Consider the following 21,724-nt stretch of genomic DNA (forward strand, 5'->3'; position numbering starts at 1 on the left):
AAACACAAAACGCCAAAAAACCCCTTTAGAATTTCAAGGGAGCTATTTGGCGATTTTACTTAACTAATTCTTTTTATTCACTATCTTCTTGTTTAACCTTTTCTAATACTTCTAAAAACACTTCAGTAGGTTGAGCACCGGAAATAGCATACTTGCGGTTTATCACAAAGAATGGTACACCATTAACACCGATCTGCTTTGCATCTTGTTCTTCTTTGCGAACATCATCACCATAATTAGTACTATCTAACATCTCATTTACTTCTTGTTTATTTAAACCAACCTCAACGGCAAGCTCAATAAGAGTAGAGTGATCAGCCACTTGCTTAACCTCTGTAAAATAAGCGTCAAATAGACGAACAACCATATCATTTTCTTTTCCATGATTTTTTGCGAAATGAATCAATCGGTGTGCATCGAATGTATTTGTAGGCTTCACCTGATCAAGATGATAAATTAAACCGACTTCTTTAGCTTGTTCTGTTAATTGATTATTCATAGTCATGATTTGCTCTTTTGTTGTATTGTACTTTTTCGCTAGTAGCTCTACATAATCTCCTTCTGCATGAATTGGTGCTTGAGGATTAAGCTCAAAGCTACGAAATTCAACTTTCACATCTTCTTTATAAGAAAACTGTTCTAGTGCTTCTTCCAATCGCTTTTTCCCTATATAACAAAACGGACACACAATATCCGACCATACTTCTATATGCATACTAATCATTATCCCCTTTCACTATTCAGTTTAATCTTGTCCATCTTATCAACACTATTAATTTTCAGTAAAGAAATATGCCTTAAAAAGTTGCATTATTACGCTGAGAGATTATTTAAAATAAAAAAAACAGTAATTTTTCTAAAAACTACTGTTTTTTACTCTATCACTCAGCTTTTTTAGGTTCTGGATAATCTATACCAAAAGTTTCTACTGTTACTTTTTTTATTTTTTGATCTTCTTTAGGCTTGTCCTGTTCATCTGTTTTCACATTAACGATATAATCAACAGCATCCATTCCTTCAATTACTTTACCAAAGGCAGCATAGCTTCCATCTAAGTTATTACTTTCAGCAACCATAATAAAAAACTGTGAGCCTGCAGAATCTGGTGCTTGTGATCTTGCCATTGAAACAATACCTCTTTCGTGCTTTATACTATTTTCAAAGCCATTATCTTCGAATTCACCTTTTATAGTGTATCCTGGACCACCAGTTCCAACGCCTTCAGGGTCACCGCCTTGAATCATAAAGTCAGGAATAACTCTATGAAAAATAAGTCCATCATAAAATCCGGATTCTACTAAAGAAATAAAATTGTTTACTGTATTCGGTGCAACATTTGGATATAATTCCATTTTGATTAAATCATTATTTTCCATCTCAATCGTTACAATAGGATTATCTTCAATTTTTTGTGCAGGTTTTGTAGATCCATTATTGCTTTGGTTATTATCTGTCGTCCCACATCCAGTTAATATGAACAGGAATGTTAAAAGTAAAATGCTGTAATACTTACTAAATTTTTTCATATGTACTCCTTTTCCGCTTTAGCTTATATTTCTCTCCAAATTTTATATCCTAAAAACAATATACAGCCATTTTATTATATATGAATCATCAGGCTTTAATTTTCATATTAATCTATGTTACCGTTAAAGTAAACATGATTACGTAAGGTGGTGTCTAACATGGCTAATACTGAATTAATTCATCTTTTGAAAGATTACTACCCATTTACTTTGTTAACAGAGTACCAGCTTCAAGATATGACAGATAAAGCGAATCAAACAACATTTTCTAAAAATGAATTTTTATTACATGAAGATGAAACGGCTGAAAATTTAGATTTGTATTTTCTTGTATCTGGTTTAGCTAAAAATATATTGCATCAACGAAATGGTAAACAAATTTCCCTCAGGTACTATTATCCCGGGGACATTATTGGATTAATGGTCATGTTTACTAGTGGTGAATTGAATTTTTCTGTTCAAGCACTTGAGGATTGTACGGTTTTCAAACTTAATAAAAGTCACTTTTTTGAAATTATGACACGAAACAATGAGTTTTCAAAGGTAATCTGGGAAAGCATTGGTGAACGAACAAAATCTTTATATGATGAAATGAAAAATAAAACGCTTGACGAAGATGACGAAAATCTTGAGCTTTTAAGAACACGAGTTAACACAATGATGACACCACCGATCTTTATCTCTTCATTAACAACGATGAGTGAAGCAGCTTCGATTTTACAACAAAATGATGTAAGTGGATTAGTTGTAAGTGATGATTCAGCTAAGGTAAATGGTGTTATTACAAACGATGAAATATTAAACTATGTTAAACAGCCTTCTTCCTATCTAAACAAAGTGAAGGATTGGATGAACTCAACCCCTTTTACAGTACATGCAAATTCTTTTTCATTTGAAGCACTTTCTTTTATTAAAAATAAAGCTTTAGACTTTATCCCTGTCGTTCATAACCAGACTGTAATAGGAGTATTATCAAGTCGATCTTTCTTAAATCTTGAAGACTCAAATTATTTAGATATTACCTTTAATGTACAAAATTCTCACAATATATCTTCACTCATCAAACAAGGACCATTAGAAAACGTGACATTACAATCGTTTGTTCAAGATTTAGTTGATAAAGATAGTTATGCCTATGAGGTTGCAGAAGCCATTACAAACCATAATGATAATTTACACAGACAAATCATTAAGCTTACTGTTAATGAAATGAAGAATGAAGGATATGGTACTCCGCCAATTAATTATTGTTTTATCATAATGGGAAGTCAGGCAAGACATGAGCAAGGATTTCATACAGATCAAGATAACGGTTTAATCTTAAATGATTTTGAACATCTTCCAAATAAATCTGCAATAGAAAACTATTTTCAAATTTTCACTCGGAAAATTAATCACCATTTAAGTTTATCTGGTTTTCCTAAATGTACTGGAGGCATTATGGCACAAGAGGTTAAATGGAGAAAATCTTTGACTCAATGGAAAGAGGAAATCCAAACCTGGAAAACAGAGCTTGATGCCCAAGAAATTCAAAACTTTACTATGTTTTATGATTTTAGACCGATTTATGGAGATTTTTCTTTAGCAGAAGAAATTAGAATGTATTTAACAGATAAAGCAAAACGTTCGAAAACATTGCAGCAACTTTTAATGAAGGATGCACTTCGCTTCAAAATCCCGACTCATCCTTTTGGAATTTTAAGCTTAAAACAAAAAACAAAAAAAATAAATATAAAGAAAACTGGGTTAACCCAAATTATTTATTCTATCAGAATCAATGCCATTAAATACGGAGTACATGAAGTAAGTACAATCAAACGATTAGATGTATTAAAAAAAATTCATGCGATGCATCCTCGAGATGTTGAAAACGCAAAAACAGCTCTTCATTATTTGCATTATTATCGATTACAACAAAACTTAAATCAATTAGAAAATAATCAAGAGGTTTCTAATGAAATAAACATTATGGAGCTATCAAAAGAGGATCGAATAAAGCTAAAGGAAGCATTACAGATTGCACATCGAATGCAGCAAGTGACGAAAATTAGCTTTAACCGAAACCGGGTGGTGTAGAACAGCTTGCCAAATGATATAAAAATTTTAAAGTATTATCTTTGGGACCAGTATTTTTTAAAATATCATATTAATAAACGAATTCATTTGCCTGAGCATTATCAGGCTGAAAAAACGATTGATGAATTTTTAAAAAGCCAAAGCAATCTTAACAAGCAGGATCTTTCATCAACTACTTTTACTATCTTTGATTTAGAAACAACTGGATTTTTCCCTAATATGGGTGATGAAATTATTTCAATTGGAGCTATTAAAGTTAAAAATTTTCAAATTTTATATGATGAAGCCTTTTATACAATTATTAAGCCTGTTAATAAAGTACCTAAGACAATCCAAGAATTAACAGGCTTAGAACCAGAGATCCTAGATAAAGCTCATTCATTTCCTATAGGAATGAAGAAATTCATTGATTATTGCAAAGGAACAATATTAGTTGCCCATCCAGCAACATTTGATATTGATTTTTTAACAACGACAATTAACAAATGGCAGCTCCCCCACTTTAATCCAAATTTTCTTGATTCCCATTTGTTAGCAAACGATATTTATTCAGGGGAACGAAATTACTTAGATGATTTAATAATTAGATTACAGATAACAGAACGCGATCGTCATCATGCCTTAAACGATGCAGTTATGACGGCACATGTTTTCATCCGTTTGTTAAAGCATTATCAAAAAAAGCATGTAACAAATGTAAAGGAGCTACAACAAAAATTTTCGAATTATCATGATTAAGTTTTTTTCGATTTATCGGTTTATTAAATCAAGAGGAAGAAAACCGTAATATATGATGTTTTTGAAAGCACAATTCATGGATGTTAATATGGTTATTCCATTATAAACAAAGAGGCTGATAGTAGATCAGCCTCTTTTCTATGTTTCTATATTTTTTTAAAAACAGCGGCCTTTGAAGACATTTCCCCTGCCTCAGAGTTAATTATATGGGAAAATCCATAAACACAACCTAATCCATCTAGGTCAAATAAAGTCATTTCCATGAAATCCTGTGGAAGCTCGTGTAAATGCTTCAAAATAATTTCATTTTCAGATTTAATCACTAAATCTCCGTCCTGTAGATAATGAACAAAAGGATTAGTTTCGATACGACTTTCTAAAGGAATGTTATAAAATTTCATTTAAAGCACCTCACATTTTTTAATTTCAGTATTTTCTGATTATTTATATAATACACGAAAGTGATTAATTTGAAAACTATTTTTTAAAAATTTTTTATCATTCATGTTAATCACAAAAAGAATAATTTCTCACCATCATTACCTTCTGTTATTTATTAATTAATTCTATACACCTCCCTTTCTATCAGTAATATATTCCAATTACGATTTATGATTTCCATGTTACTATGTAAACAAGGAAGTGACATGATTGAGAAGAATTCATCTGTATTTTATTATATTAGTAATATCTTTTCCCTTTCTTGCTAGCTTTGAAACCAACCCTTATAACCCGAAATTACACGCAATCTATCAATCACCAGAAGGCATTTTATTTAAAAGCTTTTCTACTGAATGGAATCAAGAAAAATTGATAGACTTATATCATGAATTAGTGAAAAATAAACATGGAAACGAGCTAAAGCAATTAAGAGCTGTCGAAGTAATCGGCACAACCTTAGACGATTCTTTTTCAAAGGGAAGCTATGATTACTTAAATAAAACAATAAAACTATATCAAGGCGATCAATATCAAGAGCCATCTCAATATCAAGAAACGCTCTCTCACGAATATGGGCATCATTTTGCTTATCACTATTTCCCATCTCATCATTTACCACTTTCAAAATGGCAAAAAATTCGCAATCTAAATTTACTTGATCTTAGATGGGATGCATTTTGGAATTATCAAGATAAATACCACGCTATATACCCGCAAGAAGTTTTTGCTGATGATTATGTATTGTTATACGGAGCAACAAAAGAAGTTGACCCAAAAGATGTTGAAACAAACGAGGCCTTTTATTTGAGAACAGAGCACGAAAATCAACAGATTTCAAATGTATTAGAAAATAGCTCTCTACACTCTCTATTAGAAGAGGAAACTGGGATTGAAATTGATCAAAGCCGTCTTTTGCACATGCCAACATTCAGCAATTATAAAGATGCAGAATTATCCTTTACCATTAAACCAAAAATAAATATTGCTTATAGACTAAATCTTACGTTAAATGACTCTAAAGGAAACACTTTTAATTATGAATCCTATCAGATTCATAGAGACGAATCAGAAGATGAATTAATATTTCATTTAGAAGATTTATTGAAAGAAAACCTCTCAAATTATGAATGGCTTTCAGCTAGTATAGATGTAATAGATTTAGATACTTCCATAGGGTTTGAAACTGAGGAATGGAAAATGGATATTGAGGATATTTGAACAATTATATACTTTAAAAAATGAGGCTGGGACATAATAAGAGAAGTCCCACAAAAAGACGAATAAATCTAAATTCAGTTAAGCTGAAAAAACAAGTTCGTTCCATTGCGCTGCAGACACTCGCTTTCCACGGGGAGGAAGCTAAGCCTCCTCAGCGCAAGCGCCTGCGGGGTCTCAGCCTTTCCTCTATTCCCGTAGGTGCCCTAGTGTCTTCCGCTCCATTCCACTAGTTCTTAAAAATAGTATATGCAAAATCAAAAAAATCTATTGAAGACAACAAATAAAAACCCGAACTATTAGGCGAATGATTAATTGAAATATCACCTAATAATTCGGGTTTATAATTGGATAAATACTTATGTCCCAGCCTCAGTTTTTATGACATTTAAACTTATCTAGGTACTCTATATTTATTTACTTTAATATTCTTAAATGCTATTCCTTATCATATAGAACCGTTAAGCTGATTAATGTCACAAGAATTGTAGCACCCATATCTGAAAGAATGGCTATCCATAATGTTAATAAACCAGGAATTGTTAATAATAAGGCTATTAGCTTTAAGCTAAGTGCCAATGTGATGTTTAGTTTGATAATGAAGTTGACTTTTTTAGCGGACTTAATCGCTGCTGGGAGCTTTGAAAGGTGATTTTGCATTAACACAATATCAGCTGTTTCAATTGCACTATCTGTTCCCTTGCCCATTGCAATTCCAAGATCAGCCGTCACTAGTGCAGGTGCATCGTTTATGCCATCACCAATCATTGCCACTTTTTGTGTTTGAGCTATTTCTTTTATTTTCTCTACTTTTTCGTCTGGTAGTAAGCCAGCAAAATAAGATGTTACACCAATTTTCTTTGCCACTTTTTGCGCAGTGCTTTCGTGATCTCCTGTTAACATAATCGTATGATTAATGCCTACTGAACTAAGCTTTTGTATAACTTCTTTACTTTCTTCACGAATTTCATCAGATACACCCATGATGCCAAAGATTTTTTCTTTATTTGCTAAAATGACAAGTGTCATCCCTCTATCTTTGTATTTCTTAAGATCTTCTTTTACGGTATCATCAAATGTTGTATTACTTACATGTGCTTCATTACCAAGGTAATAAGTATCTCCATTAATTTTAGCTACAATGCCACTTCCTGAGATGGTGGTCATTTCATCTGGTTCAATTAATGTCAAACCCTCAGCTTTTCTTAACACAGCCTTTGCAATTGGATGTGATGAAGATTTTTCAATTGATGCTGCTAGTTGAAGAAATCTAGAATCATATGCGATATATTCTTCCACATAAGGCTCACCTTTTGTTAATGTACCTGTTTTATCAAAAGCAATCGTTGATATTTTCCCAAGTTGTTCTAGAAAAACACCACCCTTAATTAGAATTCCATTTCGGGCATTTTTAGTGATTCCAGAAACAATAGCAATCGGAGAAGCTAATACTAGTGCACATGGACAGCCCACGATTAAAACTGCTAATCCTTGATAAAACCAATCTCCCCAACTACCGTTGAATAATAGTGGAGGAGCAACCATAACAAATGCAGCTATAATCATAATTAGCGGTGTGTAATATTTTGCAAACTTATTAATAAATAATTCTGTTGGTGTTTTTGTTTCTTGAGCTTCTTCCACAAGATGGAGAATTTTTGCCAATGATGAATCTTCATAGGCTTTCGTAATCGTAACTTTTAAAACACCCTCATTATTTATACTCCCCCCATAAACTGGTTCATTTATGAACTTTTCTACTGGCATCGATTCTCCTGTGATTGCTGCTTCATTTACAGAACTTTTGCCTTCTCGGACTATTCCGTCAGAAGGAATTTTCTCACCGGAACGAACTAAAACAATGTCATTTTCTTTTAATAATGAAATTTTCACAATTCGCTCTTCACCATTTTCAAGAACTGTTGCTTCTTTAGGTGCGATTTCAAGTAGCTTTTCCATCGACTTTCGTGCCTTTTGCATTCCTAATCCTTCTAAATATTCATTTAGACCAAAAAGGATAGCAACAAGAGCACCTTCCTTCCATTCTCCTATACTAAGTGCACCAATTAAAGCAATTGTCATAAGCGTTTCGATATTGAATTTGAACTTGATTAAATTTTTTAAGCCTTTAATAAAAGTCTGGTACCCACTTAATACTGTTGCTGCAAGAAATAAACCTATTGAAATGTATTCATTTATCCATTGCTCCAAAATGAACGCAGCAATGAAGAAAACTGTTGAGATAGATAAGATCAAAATCCAATTGATCGAACCATGATGATGAGTATGATTATCTCCTTCTTCATGATCTTCCTCTATAAAAGCTCCATCTGAAGATAAAATCTTTTTCACTTTATTAATATCAACATTACTCTCGAGTCGAAGTTTTCCTGTATTATAGCTTAAGGAAGCTGAATTTCCTTGAGGCAACTTCTGAATCTCTTCTTGAAGCTCTCTCGTGCAATTTGCACAAGTTAAGCCTTTCACTTTAAATTCATTCATATTGCTCAACTCCATATCTTAATAGCTTATGGCTGTTTTCATAAACTTTGTTGCTAATTAACTATTACAGTGAAATTAACGACAATTTTCAACAGAATACAACCTTACCTAATTTAATGATGCTGTGCATGGTTTATTATTTGTTGTAATACATCCATCACATGATTATCATCTGGAGAATAATATAATGTTGTCCCTTCTCTTCTATATTTAACCAACCGCAAATTCTTCAAAAATCTTAACTGATGTGATACGGTTGATTGTAAAAGAGATAGCTTCTCTGCTATATCATTAACTGAATGCTCATTTTGTGATAATAAATATAAAATTCTAATTCTTGTTGGATCTCCCAATGCTTTAAATGTTTGTGAAACTATAAATAGCGTTTCCTCATCAAGCTGTTCAAACTGAAAACCTTCATTTGTGCCTTTAGTCAATGAGATACACCCCAATCCTTATCCTTAATAGTATATATTCAAATATGTATATATGTTCATATTATACTATTTATTTTATAAAAAAAATTAGCGAATGTCAAAGCTAATTGTTGAATTTTAACGATTATGAGAAATGTAATTTTGTTTATAATAGGGAGGGAATAATCTAGGAAAGCTCTCAAGGACTACTGCTATTGAGCTTTCACGAAAAAATTCTTGTCATAATTTAACCTCAACCTATAAACAGTACTACTTGTATAATAAAAATACCAAATAAAACACTAATAAAATGAAGTGATTTAGAACCTACTTTTAAAGCAGGAAGTAATAATTCAATAAAAATCACGTATCCAAAAGTACTTATTGAGAAGCCTAATAAAACTTCTACTAAATGATTGTTTGTGATCGGAAATTGCAAACCAAAACTAACAACTCCAAATAAACTCACACTTAGAAAAGCAAACGAGGCTATAACCTTTCTTGTTTTTATGAAAGCTGTATAAGCAATCAACATTAATGACATACCTTCAGGAATATGATGGAGAATGATAATATGTGATAAATGACCGCTAATATCAGCATGGTTTCCTAAAGCTACACCAGAAGGAACATTATGAAGTGTAATGGCTAAAAGGAGAAAATAGAAAGCAAGCTTACTATCTTTTATTTTCTTATTTAAAAAACAATGTACTGAAAAATCAAAACTATAAATTAGCGGAAATCCGATTAAAATACCTAAGAGCACTGTTACATAATTATATTCTCCAAAGCTATGTGGTATTAATTCTAAAAAAAGAACTCCAGCCAGAGCTCCTGCACAAAGGGAAGATATGTAATGAACGCTGCTATTAAGCCATTTGGATATAAATACCGCAATCAGTGCACCTAGTAATAATGATATAAATACTGCTAGACAAAAAGAAAAACCCATGCTTCTCCCCCTAAACAAACTTCTAACATAATATCTATAATAGATTTATGAATGATTCTGTTTGTTTAGTACAAGTTGAAAAGATACGTTTTTCTATTGTCACTTCAGTTGAGTTAAGAAATACTCACAAACATTGTTAGACCCTAAACGAACTCCTACATATGGAGGTTTTATATAATCAGCTACTTCAAAGAGTATACCTAACCACAAATACTTTTCATCAATTATCACGAAAGGAAAATCAATTTCTTTATTGATGAACTTACTATCTTTTAACCTTGATTCCTCTTCGCTAGCCATAATCGTTAACAAAGTATAGTTATTTTTACTTGAAACCAGATTAATTATTTCATCAGGTAATTTCTTATTAGCAGGAACACCGATTATAATCGACTTTCTAGCTTTTTGTATATCCTTTTTCAATGTATCCAGCTTTTTTGCATGCATCCATGTCAAATTAGCATGTTGATGCTTAATCCATGTACCTATTTCATTTGGTAATACTTCTTGATTATTCATTAATTGATGATCAACAAGCTGTCGAAGTGTTTTATTTTTAAACACCTTTGCTTTAATGAAATGTTGATCACTAAGATGAATAAACTTTCCTCGTGTTCTTGTGATAGCAACATTTATTAATCGCTCACTATCTTTCCCTATTAAAAGCATTCCTGGTCGGTCTTGCGGAAAACTGTCAACAGTATCAAATATCATCACATCGCGTTCACTTCCTTGAAAACGGTGTACTGTTGCTGAGATGATATCGGCATCAACTAACTCCACTGAATAAATTTCTTGTAAAAGTAATTCCATTAACATAGCTTGAGTTTTATAGGGTGTAATATAACCAATAGATCTTGCGCCAGATAGATATGATTCATGAATTAATTGAAATGATAAGAGAAGTTGCCATAGGTTATATCTAGAATTTGTATCTTTATCACGGAGACAATGTTTACCTGTATAACTGCTATCCAATAGAACTGAGGCTCTATTAGGGAAAGGTGTTTTCTCAACGATTTCATTTCTTGCGGTCTTCACACTAGAATGATCGCCAACAAGGGAATGATAAATATGTTTGTTTGTGAAGGCTGAAATTTCGGGATGCATTCTTCTTTGTTCTTTTAAGAGAAAGAGATTTGGATGCAGTTTTTCACCACTTAACAAGTCAACAACACCTGTTTTATGAAAAATATCCTCCCTCAACCACTCATCAACAAGTGCGTTTCTTGCAGATGCAATAGGGGGAAGTTGTTTAAAATCACCACAAATAATCAATCTTTGTCCAAGTGAGGCAGCAAAAGCAATTTGTGGTATATAAGCCATACTTGCTTCATCTACAATAACAACGTCATAATTTTTCTCATAAATGGTTGGATCATTTGCTGCTTTTGATAAGGTTGTTCCAATAATTTTAGCTTCATGAACAAATTCTATTTCCTTATGACGTATTTTTTCTAATATTGTAGCCAGTTTTCCTTCAATTGAAAGTAATTGTTCTGTATCTCTTTGACTATAGAATTTCCCTAAATCGTTTTTCAGATCATTTTTTTCTTCTTGTAGTTTTTGCTTTTGCTGAGCTAATTCCGGATGCCTTTTTACTAAAAGCTCAGTTGTAGTTAAAGACACCTGTGATACGATACTAGTTTGTGAGCCATACCTTAACAGATCACCTTCATGGAATCTCCCTTTTTTATCAACAAAACGTGATACTTCATTCATTAAAACATCCACAGCTTGATTACTTTGTGAAAGCATTAAAACAGATTGACCTTTAAAATATTTATTAGCAGCTACTCTTCCTAATGTATAAGTTTTTCCTGTCCCAGGTGGTCCCCACACAAATGTAACTGAATTATACTTACTTCGTAACACAAGTTCATGCACATTTGATTTTATATTTTCTGTAGGATGGTTCGTTTCATTAGAAGGATTCATAAGTCTTTTTATTCGAGAGCGTTTTTTCTTACTATCTTTTATTTCCTCCAATCTTTCATGTAATTGATCTAGAAGTTCCCAAGGATCATGAGATAAAAATAATCCTGACTCTATAAACCCAAGGTATTGTTCAACAGCAATAACAACACTACTACCTTCTGAAGATAAGATTCTTCCATTCACACTTAGTTTTTTAGCTTCCACTTTAATACTCGATCCAATCGGAATTCGTATTGGCTGAGTTGTTTCAAAAAAATAAGTATAGGTTACATCTTGGTTCACTAACTGACCATTTTTCAATGAATATTTAACACTTCCATATTTCTTTAAATGTATGATTTCAGCTCTTAAAGCTTTTTGCCATATTTGAATATAAAATTTAGTAGAATGCATAAATTAAGATTCCTTCTTTCACATGACAAAAATAAATTTCTTACATTTTTTGTACAGTCTCATACTATAGCATGTTTAAGAATGATAATCTAGAACGATATTAGTTAAAACCTTCACTAAGATTGTTCCTACCTAAAAAGTAAAACATAACAAAAAAGTCGAAGCAAACAGCCCCAACTTTTTTGTTATGCTTTTTACTAACTAACTTTAACCACAATTTATTTAATGTGATTTAGATTTCTCAACTTCTCTGCTCTTTCTTAGATAACCAAATCAGATGTTTTAGTTGTACATGTGCACTCTGTTAAGCTATAGCTCGTTACATGAAATCCGTTTTTTTGTAAAAAGCGAATACCTATATTTTTTTCTAATTTAGTTGAAGCAACAACATGGACATCCTTACTTGGTATTTCATGATAATACCTTTTTAAATAAGCTATGGGAATAACAATTGTATCTGATGGTAATTGATTCGGGATATTATTGTAATCTCTAAAATCAATTACCTGCGAATGAACCTTGTTCTGATGAACATCTATACAAGGTACACTCTTTAGTGAAGAATTCCGTTTTATCAAAATCACGACAATAGCTAGTAAGAATATACCTACCAATGGATATACCAACATTGCTATCCCCTCCTAACATCTATTCAAATGAGATCCTTACACACTATACCACCACAGGCATGAATAACAATGAAGTTTTCTTTTCTAAATTCACTATATAGTGGAAGCTGGTGTTATTCAAGTAATTGAACCAGACCTTCGTAATCGTCAAAAATTCTATTGTTAATTTCCCATTAAAAGCAAATGCTTTCTAAAGAAACTCCTAGGAACTACTTACACAAGAAAAAACCAGACCATTAATTCTCAAAGAAGAAATAAGTCTGGTTTTTTCTCTTTGGTGCTGTTAAACATTGTTGTTGATTTCCGTTACAGGCAGGTCTCCCCTAGGCACGCTCCTCCCGCAGGAATCTCATACCTTTCACTTCAAAGCAACAAGGTCCTAAAATTCAACATTAAGCTTTAACATAGCCTTTTTTAAACTCCAATTACTTATTGATCATTAAGTTTACTTAATAAAGGAAATAGTTCTTCAAGATGAGTAATTTCAAAATCAGGTTGTACTTCATTTCTTTCCTTGTTATGGCGATTAATCCAAACAGATTTCATCCCTAACCTAGATGCCCCTAGTATATCCGTCATTAAATTGTCACCGACCATAATTACTTCATCTTTCGTGACATTCATTTTATCTAATGCATGCTCAAAAATACTTATGTCAGGCTTACCTCTACCAAAAGCACCAGATATGATAATTTCTTCAAAATACGGAACAAGTTCTGGTGTGATTTCTAATTTAATATTTTGCAATTCAGGTGAACCATTTGTTAATAAAAGAAGTCGGTATGAATTCTTTAAACGGTCTAGAACACTGAATGATTCTTCATAAACAAATGGAGAATTACGTCTTTGTCTTGGGAATTCTTCAGCCAGAAAAGCTCCATATTCTTGGTCGTCAATTCCACAAGCTCTTAGACCTTTCGTCCAAGCTTCTTTACGATAGGTAGGAACGATCTTTTTCATTTTTTGAAAATCCTCAGTGTTATCGTTAAAATTTCCCCAAAGTCCTTCAAAGGGATTAATTCCAATCATTTTTGTAAATTCAAACGTTTCATAGGAAGAATATAATTCTCTTGCTTCATTTCGAACAGCTTCCTCTAGCTTTTCAGCTTCTATCTGATATTTCTGTTCAGCTAACTTACATGTACTAACAAATGCTTCTTTTACACTTTTTTGGTCCCATAATAACGTATCATCTAAATCAAAGAAAATTGCTTTAATCAACAGTAATCCCCCTATAAAAGATATTTATTAAACATACAAAAAGTTACAAGTAGTAAAGTGCTGCCTTATACACCGGTTTATATCATGGTAGATATCATTAAAGCATTATGTATAACCACATTCTTCATCTACATTCTCATTAATATCGTATACCTATTTAAACAATAGCTTACAGAGATTTTATCTATAAGTAAATAGAATTATCATAATTTACTGATTTCCATTTTCACAGAAAAACCTGCTCAATCGTTACCCAAGCTTTATCTATCAACATATATAGGAACTAGACAAAGTATAACTTTATCTAGCTCTACCCGTTGATTCTCGTAAAATTAGTTCACAGGAAAGTAAAATCTTTTCAGCGTTTTCTTTTTCCCTGCCCATTTGGTCAATTAGGGACCGAACAGATCTTTTTCCCATTTGCTCCTTCGGCACATGAATTGTTGTTAATGTTGGAGACTGTAAATAAGAGTTTTCTATATTATCATAACCAGTAACAGATATCTGTTCAGGTATCTTCACTTCAAGCTCCTTTAATACGTCTAGTACAAATAAAGCAATTGAATCATTAGCACATACAAGAGCAGTAGGTAGCTTATCTATCGTTTGTCCTTCTGTTATCAACCACTTTTTTATATTCTCACACATAGTATTCAAATCTTCTCCCTCATTTAGGAGTTTTGAATTTTGATTAACTGATAGTCCATGATATTCCAATGCAGACCGATATCCGAGCCAGCGATCATAAAAACTACGTGAAAAGTAAGAATTCCCTACAAATTCAATATGTTGATGACCTAAACCAATTAGGTAACTTGTTAGTTTGTAACTACTATCATAATTATTTGCAAAGATAGTATCTGCATTAAACAACGGTTCCTCATAATCTATTAAAACAACAGGAACTTTCCAAGCATTAAATTCCAATAATACTGATGTTGATAATTTACCAACACAGATTATCCCTAAAAACACTTCAGAATTAAAAACAGAAGAAAAGCGATCAGATTCAGTTACAATAACCATTCCTAAGCTAAACTCAGAAAGTTCACTAGAAATACCATCAATTATTTTTCCCCAGTACATAGAATCTTGATATTGACTTCTTGGTAAGACAACAAGTACATTTTGTTGAGATGTTTTTAATTGATGTTCTGTGATTGTTTGATTTGAAGAAAATATTTGACCATTGTTATTGTAGCCAAGTTGCTTTGCTGTTTCTAATACCTTTTTTCTTGTTTCTTCTTTAACACCACTTTTACCAGCTAAAGCTCTTGAAACAACATATTTCGAAACTCCAAGATAATCTGCAATATGTTGGATTGTAATTTTCTTCCCCATCTAACCACCTCATGCTAGCGTACACAACAAGAAAATGTATAATATGACAAAGATCTCACTCACTCTCTTGTCCAATCTATACCGTTAATTTTTTTGACAAAATGAAATTTTCTACAACTTTTGCCACACCATCATTCATATTTGTATCCGTAACAAAATTAGCAACCTCTTTTATATCATCTGGTGCATTTCCCATAGCAACGCCTAATCCTGCAAATTCAATCATTGAAAGATCGTTATAACTATCTCCGATAGCAATAACCTCTTCTCTTTTAATCTGACAGATTTTAATTAATTGATCTAAGCTAGTCCCTTTTGTTACACCTTTTTCAGTAAACTCTAAGAAAAATGGTTTTGAACGCATAATGCTAAAATCGTCCAATTCTTTTTGAAGCTTCTCTTCTACTATTTTTAACTTATCTGGATGATCTACCATTAACGCTTTCACAACAGGCTCATTTATTTCTTTTACAAATGAGTTTACAAGCTTGATAGGTAATCCTGTTAATTCTGATTCAATTGTTGTATAAGGGTTTGCATCCTCGGTAATAATCTCTTCACCAACATAGGTATGAATAAATACCCCTTCACGGCGACTAATACTAAACAATTGATGAATGGATTCAGGTGTTAATGTACTACTAAACATTTCTTCATTTGTACGGCAATTGATGATTTTCCCACCATTAAAAGAAAGAATAAAACTCCCGAATTCATCCAATGCAAGCTCTTTAGCAATATGCTTCATTCCAAAAGTTGGGCGACCTGAAGCAAGCACAACCTTTACACCATTCTTTTGAGCATTCATTAATGCTTCTTTTGTTCGAATAGAAATTGTATGATCATCACGAAGCAATGTATCATCTAAATCTAACACAATCATTTTATAATCCATATGAATACGTCCCCTTTAAACAATCAATATCTTTCTATCCTACTATAAATCTTAAGATGATGGGAGAGTAATCAATGATTTTGAAAAAATCTTTTAAAAGTAGGCTCTGTTAAACTTTGTCGTTGATTTCCGTTACAGGCATTCGCTTTCCGCGGGCGGTCCGGAAGCCTCCTCGGCGCAAGCGCCTGTGGGGTCTCCCTTTGACACGCTTCTCCCGCAGGAGTCTCATGCCTTTCACTCCAATCAACCAAGTGCTAAAAATCAACCTTAAGCTTTAACATAGCCTAAAAGTAAAAAAAGTTTATTGTCTCATACCAAGGACAATAAACTTAAGAAAAGGAAATAAGTTCATATTCTTTTTACAGAGTTCTTTGCAGCAGTTACTTGAACTTCAATTGTTCCTGATGCTTTATTAACAAAAGTTTTAATCATAACAGGATAATCTTTACTATTTATAAACTTAAAATCAGGACCATTCCAAGAAACTGTCGCATCTCTACCTGCTGGAACATAACCAATTGATCTTGAATGTGAGTGATGTTCAATGATTTCAAGTCCTGCATGATCTACTGCATTAAATAAAGTAGATGAAGTTTGGCAAATTCCACCACCTATTCCTTCAACAAACTCTTTATCTACTATTTCCATTGCCTTTTGATATCCTCTTGCAGTCGTTCTTTCACCTACAACTAAATTAAAATAAAATCGATCTCCTGGTCCTAGTACTATTTGGTTAATGGCATTTGCAGACAAAGAAATATTTTCTGTTCTGCCTGTCACGCCTGGATTAAAGGATGTTTTATAGCTACCAATAACCACCTCATCAATCAATTTAACAGCTTCATCTGTTACGTTTGGATTTGTAATTTCTAATGGTATATCAAGCTCTTTATCCAGTGCCTTCACATTTGTTAACATTGTCACTAATTTCTCTTCATCAAGAATAATTCGGCTTATACCAGCTGTTAACTTACCGTTACTATCTACTTTACTTGGTACCATTGGTCGATCTAGTTTCAAAGCTAAATCAGATGCAATATTTTTCAGATGTTCATTGTATTCTTCATCATTAACAGGTTTTAAAGTTGGAACAAAAGAATAAAGTGCTTCTTTCGATTCTGGATGAACTAAATTAATAGTAAATTCGAGCTCTTTGTTTGTAACCTGTGATGTGTGCGTAGGTACACTCCTTACTTTTAATGGTTCGCTTTGATTACCACTTACAGCACTAACTCCACTACAACCTGTAGCAAACATTAATAATAAAATTGTAGAAACATATTTTCTCACCATATTCTCTCCCACATTTCTCACTATGATAGTAAACCTTAAGGATTGACTATAAATACTTTTAGCAAGTTTATATATATTCAAAATTAATCAAAATATCCTATAATGTAATTTATTTCCACTAATTTTCATAAAATTTTTTTAGATTCTAGTCAATCGTTAAGTCTTTAACAGTAAGACGAAGAGAATTGGAGAAAGTTTCAAATTTTTTTAAACAATGAAGAAATAAAAAAGAGGCTAGGACATAATTAAAGAAGTCATACAAAAAGACGAATAAATCTAAATTCAGTTAACTAAAAGAAATAAATTCGTTCCATTGCGCTGCAGACACTCGCTTTCCACTAGTCCTTAAAATAGTATGGAAAATCAAAAAATCTATTGAAGACAGCAAATAAAAACCCGAACTATTAGGAGAATGATAATTGAAATATCACCTAATAATTCGGGTTTATGATTAGCTTAATTACTTATGTCCCAGCCTATAAAAAGAGTTATTTTACTTCTGTTACCCAATTAAATATGTCTTCATGTGTACCTTTTTGAATACCTGTTAACGTGTCATATAATTTCTTAGAAATTTCTCCCGTTTCACCATCATTGATAGTAATTTTTTCATCATTATAATAAAATTCACCAATTGGAGAAATAACCGCTGCGGTTCCTGTACCAAATGCTTCCTCCAATAATCCTTGTTTATATGCTTGATATACCTCTTCCATTGATAGCTTTCTTTCAGAAACCACCATTCCCCAATGTGAAAGCATTTTTAAAATAGAGTTCCTTGTCACACCTTCTAGAATACTTCCATTAAGCTCTGGAGTGACTACTTCACCATTAATTTTAAAGAAGATATTCATGCTTCCAACTTCTTCAATATATTTCTTTTCCACTCCATCTAGCCATAATACTTGAGAATAGCCCTTTTTAGAAGCTTCTTCTTGAGCTTTTAAACTTGAGGCATAGTTACCGCCTGTCTTTGCTTTACCTGTTCCACCAGCAACTGCACGAACATATTGATTTTCAACAAAAATCTTAACTGGGTGAATACCTTCTTTATAATAAGAGCCTACCGGTGATAGAATGATCATAAAACGATAAAATTTAGAAGGAGCTACACCTAAATAATATTCAGTTGGGATGATAAATGGTCGAATATATAGTGATGTTCCTTCAGCTGTAGGAATCCAATCTTTATCAATAGCTACAAGTTGCTTTAATGCTTCAATAACAAAATCACCATCAATTTGCGGTATACAAAGACGTTCATTTGATAAATTCAACCTTTGCATATTTTTCTCTGGTCTAAATAATAAAACTTTATCATCTTCTGTTCGATAAGCCTTTAAGCCTTCAAATACAGTTTGCCCATAATGGAAAACCATTGATGATGGATTTAATGATATAGGCTCATATGGGGTAATACGAGCATCATGCCAACCTTTAGTTGGACTGTAATCCATAACGAACATATGGTCAGTAAATACTCGGCCGAATTCCAATTGGCCAGATTCAGGTTTCTCTTTTTTTGTTTCACTCAATGTGATATCAATTTTAGTTGTCATCTCTAACTCTCCCACCTATAAATTTAAAGAAGTTACATCTAGGAGTAACCTCTGAAACATAAAAACAATATAATTTTTGTAATTGAACTATATTTACCTATTTTATAACTATAAGGAAGTAGTTAACAACTGTTTTTCGACAAAAGATTCAAAATAATCTATAAAAATATTATTTTCATATAGAAATCTTATGATTCCAGTTGATTTTACAAGGTTTTTTCAATAAACATGGGTTAAATTAACAAATATATTTTGTTGATTTAATAATAGCTTTACCATTTTCTATCTTGAAGGGAATACATGTTTATCTTAATGATTTTTATTAAAGTTTTTGGAATTAATGACTAAATATATGACTATTCAGATTGAATTTACATTTTTTGTACGTTTAGGTATAAAAAAGCACCGATCATTTGATCGATGCTTTCATTAGTATTATTGTTCTTCTACTTTTCGAAATGCTAAAAATCCAATCAAAGTAAACATTACACCTAGTAAAATTAAGTTATTGTTCACTGAAGCTGTATTAGGTAATTTATGATGACCTTGCGACGCATTTTTTAGAGATTCCTTCTTTTCTTGTTCATTATCATTTTCAACTGTTTTCTTCTCTTGCTCCTTCATTTCTTCTGTTGACTCCTTACCATTGTTTATTTTTTCAGGAATCAAAACCTCAGATTCTTCTTTCGGTTGCTCCACACCCTCATCACCTGGAACAGGATCTTTTACTTCCACAGGATCTTCTTTATCATCAGGTTTACCAGGTGTATCACTATCTCCTGGTTTTTCTACTTCAATTCCAATCTGATATGCTGCAATTGTTCCAGAAATTTCATGTGCTGCAAGTAAAAGATTTTGTCCAGTTGGACTATCTTCGGCAGAAATAAACGTTAAACCCTCAGGGGCAACATCTCCACTAGAAGATGTAACTTCTTCTTCCTCATTAAACACTCGACTAGAGAAATATTTTGTAAATGTAGGGGCACTAGGATTATCAACATTGTAAATCATAATCCCACCAACGCGCTCTAATCCGATAAAAGCATAATTTTGTCCTTGTACCTTTCCGACAATAACTGATTCTGGTTCTGGACCTTTATCATCACTCCGAGAATCAAAGCTATTTTCATCGTTATTAGAGTTAAAGTAGTTTTTCCCATAGACTTTTTGTGTTATATCTTCAAAATCTGATCCACTATCATACGTTTGTTCTAAGCTATCTCCATTCCAAATAGAAAAAGAGCGTGCTCCATATGCATATATTGCTTCATATTTACCATTTTCATTTTTCGGAGCTGAAGTTGTTGAATTTAATCTTCCTAATTGGTTATCTTCAAACAAACCCTCTTCTACTAGTTTATTTAATTCCTCTTGTGTGTAACCTTCATATAAACTAGCATTTAATTCATATGAATCTTTTAGGTCCTTAACTCTTTGTTCTTCAGAAAAACCATCATAATCTTGAGCATCACCTTCATTAGCAGATAAAATATATGTTTGTCCATCTACTTTATAAGAAGAAAGTCCATCTGGTTGATACATGGATAAAATAGGCCAATTTTCAATGGATATACTGTCATCTTTATTTGATGCATCCATTTTGTTTTTTTCTATAGAATAATCTTTAAATCCAAGACTTTTCACAGAAATAATTTGCTGTTTTTGTAAATCTAGTTTAGCAATTGCATTATTTTCTTGCAATGCTACATATGCATACTTATTTTCTTCATCAACTACAATATACTCAGGCTCTAGTTCTTCAGAATATGTATGATCATTATTCACTTTTCTAACATTACTATCTATAACATCATCTGTGAATTTTATTGTTGTTACTTGATCATTTGTTATAGAGTTTATTTCTCCAGTTATATCAATCATACTAATCGTACCATCAGGGTTTATCGAGTAATCATCATTAGGTTCACCTTCATTAGCTACTAATATTTTTGTACCATCAGAAGTAAATGTAAGCATATCCGGGAGAGCCCCAACTTCTACATGGGAAAGATAATCTCCATTCTTTGTTAGGAAAACTACATGACCTTGACCTACTTTATTTTCTGCAGGCGCAGTAACTGCTATATATTGACCCTCAGGATGAATGGCAACACTCGTTACATCAGATGCTGAGACACCAAGATCTGATAAAGTGATTTGTTTGACTAAAGGTATATCCTGTTTTCCGTCCTTTAATCCTTTCAAATCTAGAATATCTACAGCTTTAGCTGCACCATTTACAGAAAATGCATACTTATTAATAGAGTCATAGGCAACAATTTCTGTTCCACCTTCACCGATTTTTGCTCCACTTTTATATTGTCCGACGAATTCTACATGAAGTTGTTCTCCTGTTTTGCTATCATACTTTGTTAATACACCTGTAGCTTGAGTTGAATTAGCTGAAAGCAACACAACACATGAGGCAGCTGTAACAATTACCTTTGAAACAATACTTTTTAACATGATGATTAAATCCTCCTACTAAATTTTTATACACATGATAATTTTAATAGAGTCCTATAAAGATTAAATGTCATTTTTGTAACTTTTTTGTTAATTTCACCAATATTCGTCAAAATGATGGTT

At 32.3% G+C, this 21,724-nt stretch carries 17 protein-coding genes; 3 read left to right on the forward strand and 14 right to left on the reverse strand.

The features are described from left to right. Positions 1–73: 73 nt before the first annotated feature. Positions 74–715, reverse strand: coding sequence for a DsbA family oxidoreductase (locus FS935_RS02510; protein WP_146946323.1), 642 nt, complete (start codon positions 713–715; stop codon positions 74–76). Between the two features lie 166 nt (positions 716–881). Beyond that, positions 882–1,526, reverse strand: a complete 645-nt coding sequence (locus FS935_RS02515) for a peptidylprolyl isomerase (RefSeq protein WP_146945941.1) — start codon at positions 1,524–1,526, stop codon at positions 882–884. A 159-nt stretch (positions 1,527–1,685) separates the two neighbouring features. Here FS935_RS02515 and FS935_RS02520 point away from each other — a divergent pair, with 159 nt between their 5' ends. Then, on the forward strand, positions 1,686–3,602 hold the full coding sequence (locus FS935_RS02520) for a DUF294 nucleotidyltransferase-like domain-containing protein (RefSeq protein ID WP_146945942.1): 1,917 nt from the start codon (positions 1,686–1,688) through the stop codon (positions 3,600–3,602). Between the two features lie 6 nt (positions 3,603–3,608). Beyond that, complete coding sequence (locus tag FS935_RS02525; RefSeq protein WP_146945943.1) at positions 3,609–4,340, forward strand: 3'-5' exonuclease; 732 nt, start codon at positions 3,609–3,611, stop codon at positions 4,338–4,340. 146 nt (positions 4,341–4,486) lie between these two features. Here FS935_RS02525 and FS935_RS02530 read toward each other — a convergent pair whose 3' ends face one another. Next, positions 4,487–4,741, reverse strand: coding sequence for a hypothetical protein (locus tag FS935_RS02530; protein WP_146945944.1), 255 nt, complete (start codon positions 4,739–4,741; stop codon positions 4,487–4,489). A 250-nt stretch (positions 4,742–4,991) separates the two neighbouring features. Between FS935_RS02530 and FS935_RS02535 the strand changes: the two genes are divergently transcribed. Further along, positions 4,992–5,999, forward strand: a complete 1,008-nt coding sequence (locus FS935_RS02535; protein WP_146945945.1) for a hypothetical protein — start codon at positions 4,992–4,994, stop codon at positions 5,997–5,999. Positions 6,000–6,434: 435 nt separating this feature from the next. Here FS935_RS02535 and FS935_RS02540 read toward each other — a convergent pair whose 3' ends face one another. The 11 genes from FS935_RS02540 to FS935_RS02590 all read right to left on the reverse strand — a co-directional run bounded on the left by FS935_RS02540 (position 6,435) and on the right by FS935_RS02590 (position 21,601). After that, positions 6,435–8,498 carry a heavy metal translocating P-type ATPase gene (locus FS935_RS02540; protein WP_146945946.1) on the reverse strand — a complete coding sequence of 688 codons (2,064 nt, stop codon included), beginning with the start codon at positions 8,496–8,498 and terminating at the stop codon, positions 6,435–6,437. A 113-nt stretch (positions 8,499–8,611) separates the two neighbouring features. Further along, positions 8,612–8,935: an ArsR/SmtB family transcription factor gene (locus FS935_RS02545; RefSeq protein ID WP_146945947.1), complete on the reverse strand. Its 324-nt coding sequence runs from the start codon at positions 8,933–8,935 to the stop codon at positions 8,612–8,614. 232 nt (positions 8,936–9,167) lie between these two features. Beyond that, complete coding sequence (locus FS935_RS02550; RefSeq protein ID WP_146945948.1) at positions 9,168–9,866, reverse strand: ZIP family metal transporter; 699 nt, start codon at positions 9,864–9,866, stop codon at positions 9,168–9,170. A 99-nt stretch (positions 9,867–9,965) separates the two neighbouring features. Next, on the reverse strand, positions 9,966–12,197 hold the full coding sequence (locus tag FS935_RS02555) for an AAA domain-containing protein (protein WP_146945949.1): 2,232 nt from the start codon (positions 12,195–12,197) through the stop codon (positions 9,966–9,968). Positions 12,198–12,457: 260 nt separating this feature from the next. Continuing rightward, a complete protein-coding gene (locus tag FS935_RS02560; protein WP_146945950.1) occupies positions 12,458–12,826 on the reverse strand; it encodes a hypothetical protein in 369 nt (122 codons plus the stop codon). Between the two features lie 429 nt (positions 12,827–13,255). Next, positions 13,256–14,047 carry an HAD family hydrolase gene (locus tag FS935_RS02565; protein WP_146945951.1) on the reverse strand — a complete coding sequence of 264 codons (792 nt, stop codon included), beginning with the start codon at positions 14,045–14,047 and terminating at the stop codon, positions 13,256–13,258. Positions 14,048–14,347: 300 nt separating this feature from the next. Next, complete coding sequence (locus FS935_RS02570; RefSeq protein WP_146945952.1) at positions 14,348–15,388, reverse strand: LacI family DNA-binding transcriptional regulator; 1,041 nt, start codon at positions 15,386–15,388, stop codon at positions 14,348–14,350. A 76-nt stretch (positions 15,389–15,464) separates the two neighbouring features. After that, on the reverse strand, positions 15,465–16,283 hold the full coding sequence (locus FS935_RS02575; RefSeq protein ID WP_146945953.1) for a Cof-type HAD-IIB family hydrolase: 819 nt from the start codon (positions 16,281–16,283) through the stop codon (positions 15,465–15,467). Positions 16,284–16,631: 348 nt separating this feature from the next. Beyond that, positions 16,632–17,573 (reverse strand): VanW family protein, encoded by a 942-nt coding sequence (locus tag FS935_RS02580; protein ID WP_158638511.1) that lies wholly within the window; start codon positions 17,571–17,573, stop codon positions 16,632–16,634. Positions 17,574–18,064: 491 nt separating this feature from the next. Next, the gene (locus FS935_RS02585; RefSeq protein ID WP_146945955.1) at positions 18,065–19,135 is read right to left on the reverse strand and encodes a branched-chain amino acid aminotransferase; all 1,071 of its coding nucleotides are present in this window, start codon (positions 19,133–19,135) and stop codon (positions 18,065–18,067) included. A 435-nt stretch (positions 19,136–19,570) separates the two neighbouring features. Further along, positions 19,571–21,601, reverse strand: coding sequence for a choice-of-anchor I family protein (locus FS935_RS02590; protein ID WP_146945956.1), 2,031 nt, complete (start codon positions 21,599–21,601; stop codon positions 19,571–19,573). Positions 21,602–21,724 lie beyond the last annotated feature (123 nt).

The sequence above is a fragment of the Metabacillus litoralis genome (assembly GCF_007994985.1).
Classification (GTDB): Bacteria; Bacillota; Bacilli; order Bacillales; family Bacillaceae; genus Metabacillus; species Metabacillus litoralis.

Bases quoted from the DNA above. Each gene is read 5' to 3' on its own strand.
- FS935_RS02570 (WP_146945952.1), bottom strand. From the start codon at position 15,388: ATGGGGAAGAAAATTACAATCCAACATATTGCAGATTATCTTGGAGTT.
- FS935_RS02590 (WP_146945956.1), bottom strand. From the start codon at position 21,601: ATGTTAAAAAGTATTGTTTCAAAGGTAATTGTTACAGCTGCCTCATGT.
- FS935_RS02510 (WP_146946323.1), bottom strand. From the start codon at position 715: ATGCATATAGAAGTATGGTCGGATATTGTGTGTCCGTTTTGTTATATA.
- FS935_RS02540 (WP_146945946.1), bottom strand. From the start codon at position 8,498: ATGAATGAATTTAAAGTGAAAGGCTTAACTTGTGCAAATTGCACGAGA.
- FS935_RS02575 (WP_146945953.1), bottom strand. From the start codon at position 16,283: ATGGATTATAAAATGATTGTGTTAGATTTAGATGATACATTGCTTCGT.
- FS935_RS02585 (WP_146945955.1), bottom strand. From the start codon at position 19,135: ATGACAACTAAAATTGATATCACATTGAGTGAAACAAAAAAAGAGAAA.
- FS935_RS02555 (WP_146945949.1), bottom strand. From the start codon at position 12,197: ATGCATTCTACTAAATTTTATATTCAAATATGGCAAAAAGCTTTAAGA.
- FS935_RS02515 (WP_146945941.1), bottom strand. From the start codon at position 1,526: ATGAAAAAATTTAGTAAGTATTACAGCATTTTACTTTTAACATTCCTG.
- FS935_RS02530 (WP_146945944.1), bottom strand. From the start codon at position 4,741: ATGAAATTTTATAACATTCCTTTAGAAAGTCGTATCGAAACTAATCCT.
- FS935_RS02560 (WP_146945950.1), bottom strand. From the start codon at position 12,826: ATGTTGGTATATCCATTGGTAGGTATATTCTTACTAGCTATTGTCGTG.
- FS935_RS02520 (WP_146945942.1), top strand. From the start codon at position 1,686: ATGGCTAATACTGAATTAATTCATCTTTTGAAAGATTACTACCCATTT.
- FS935_RS02550 (WP_146945948.1), bottom strand. From the start codon at position 9,866: ATGGGTTTTTCTTTTTGTCTAGCAGTATTTATATCATTATTACTAGGT.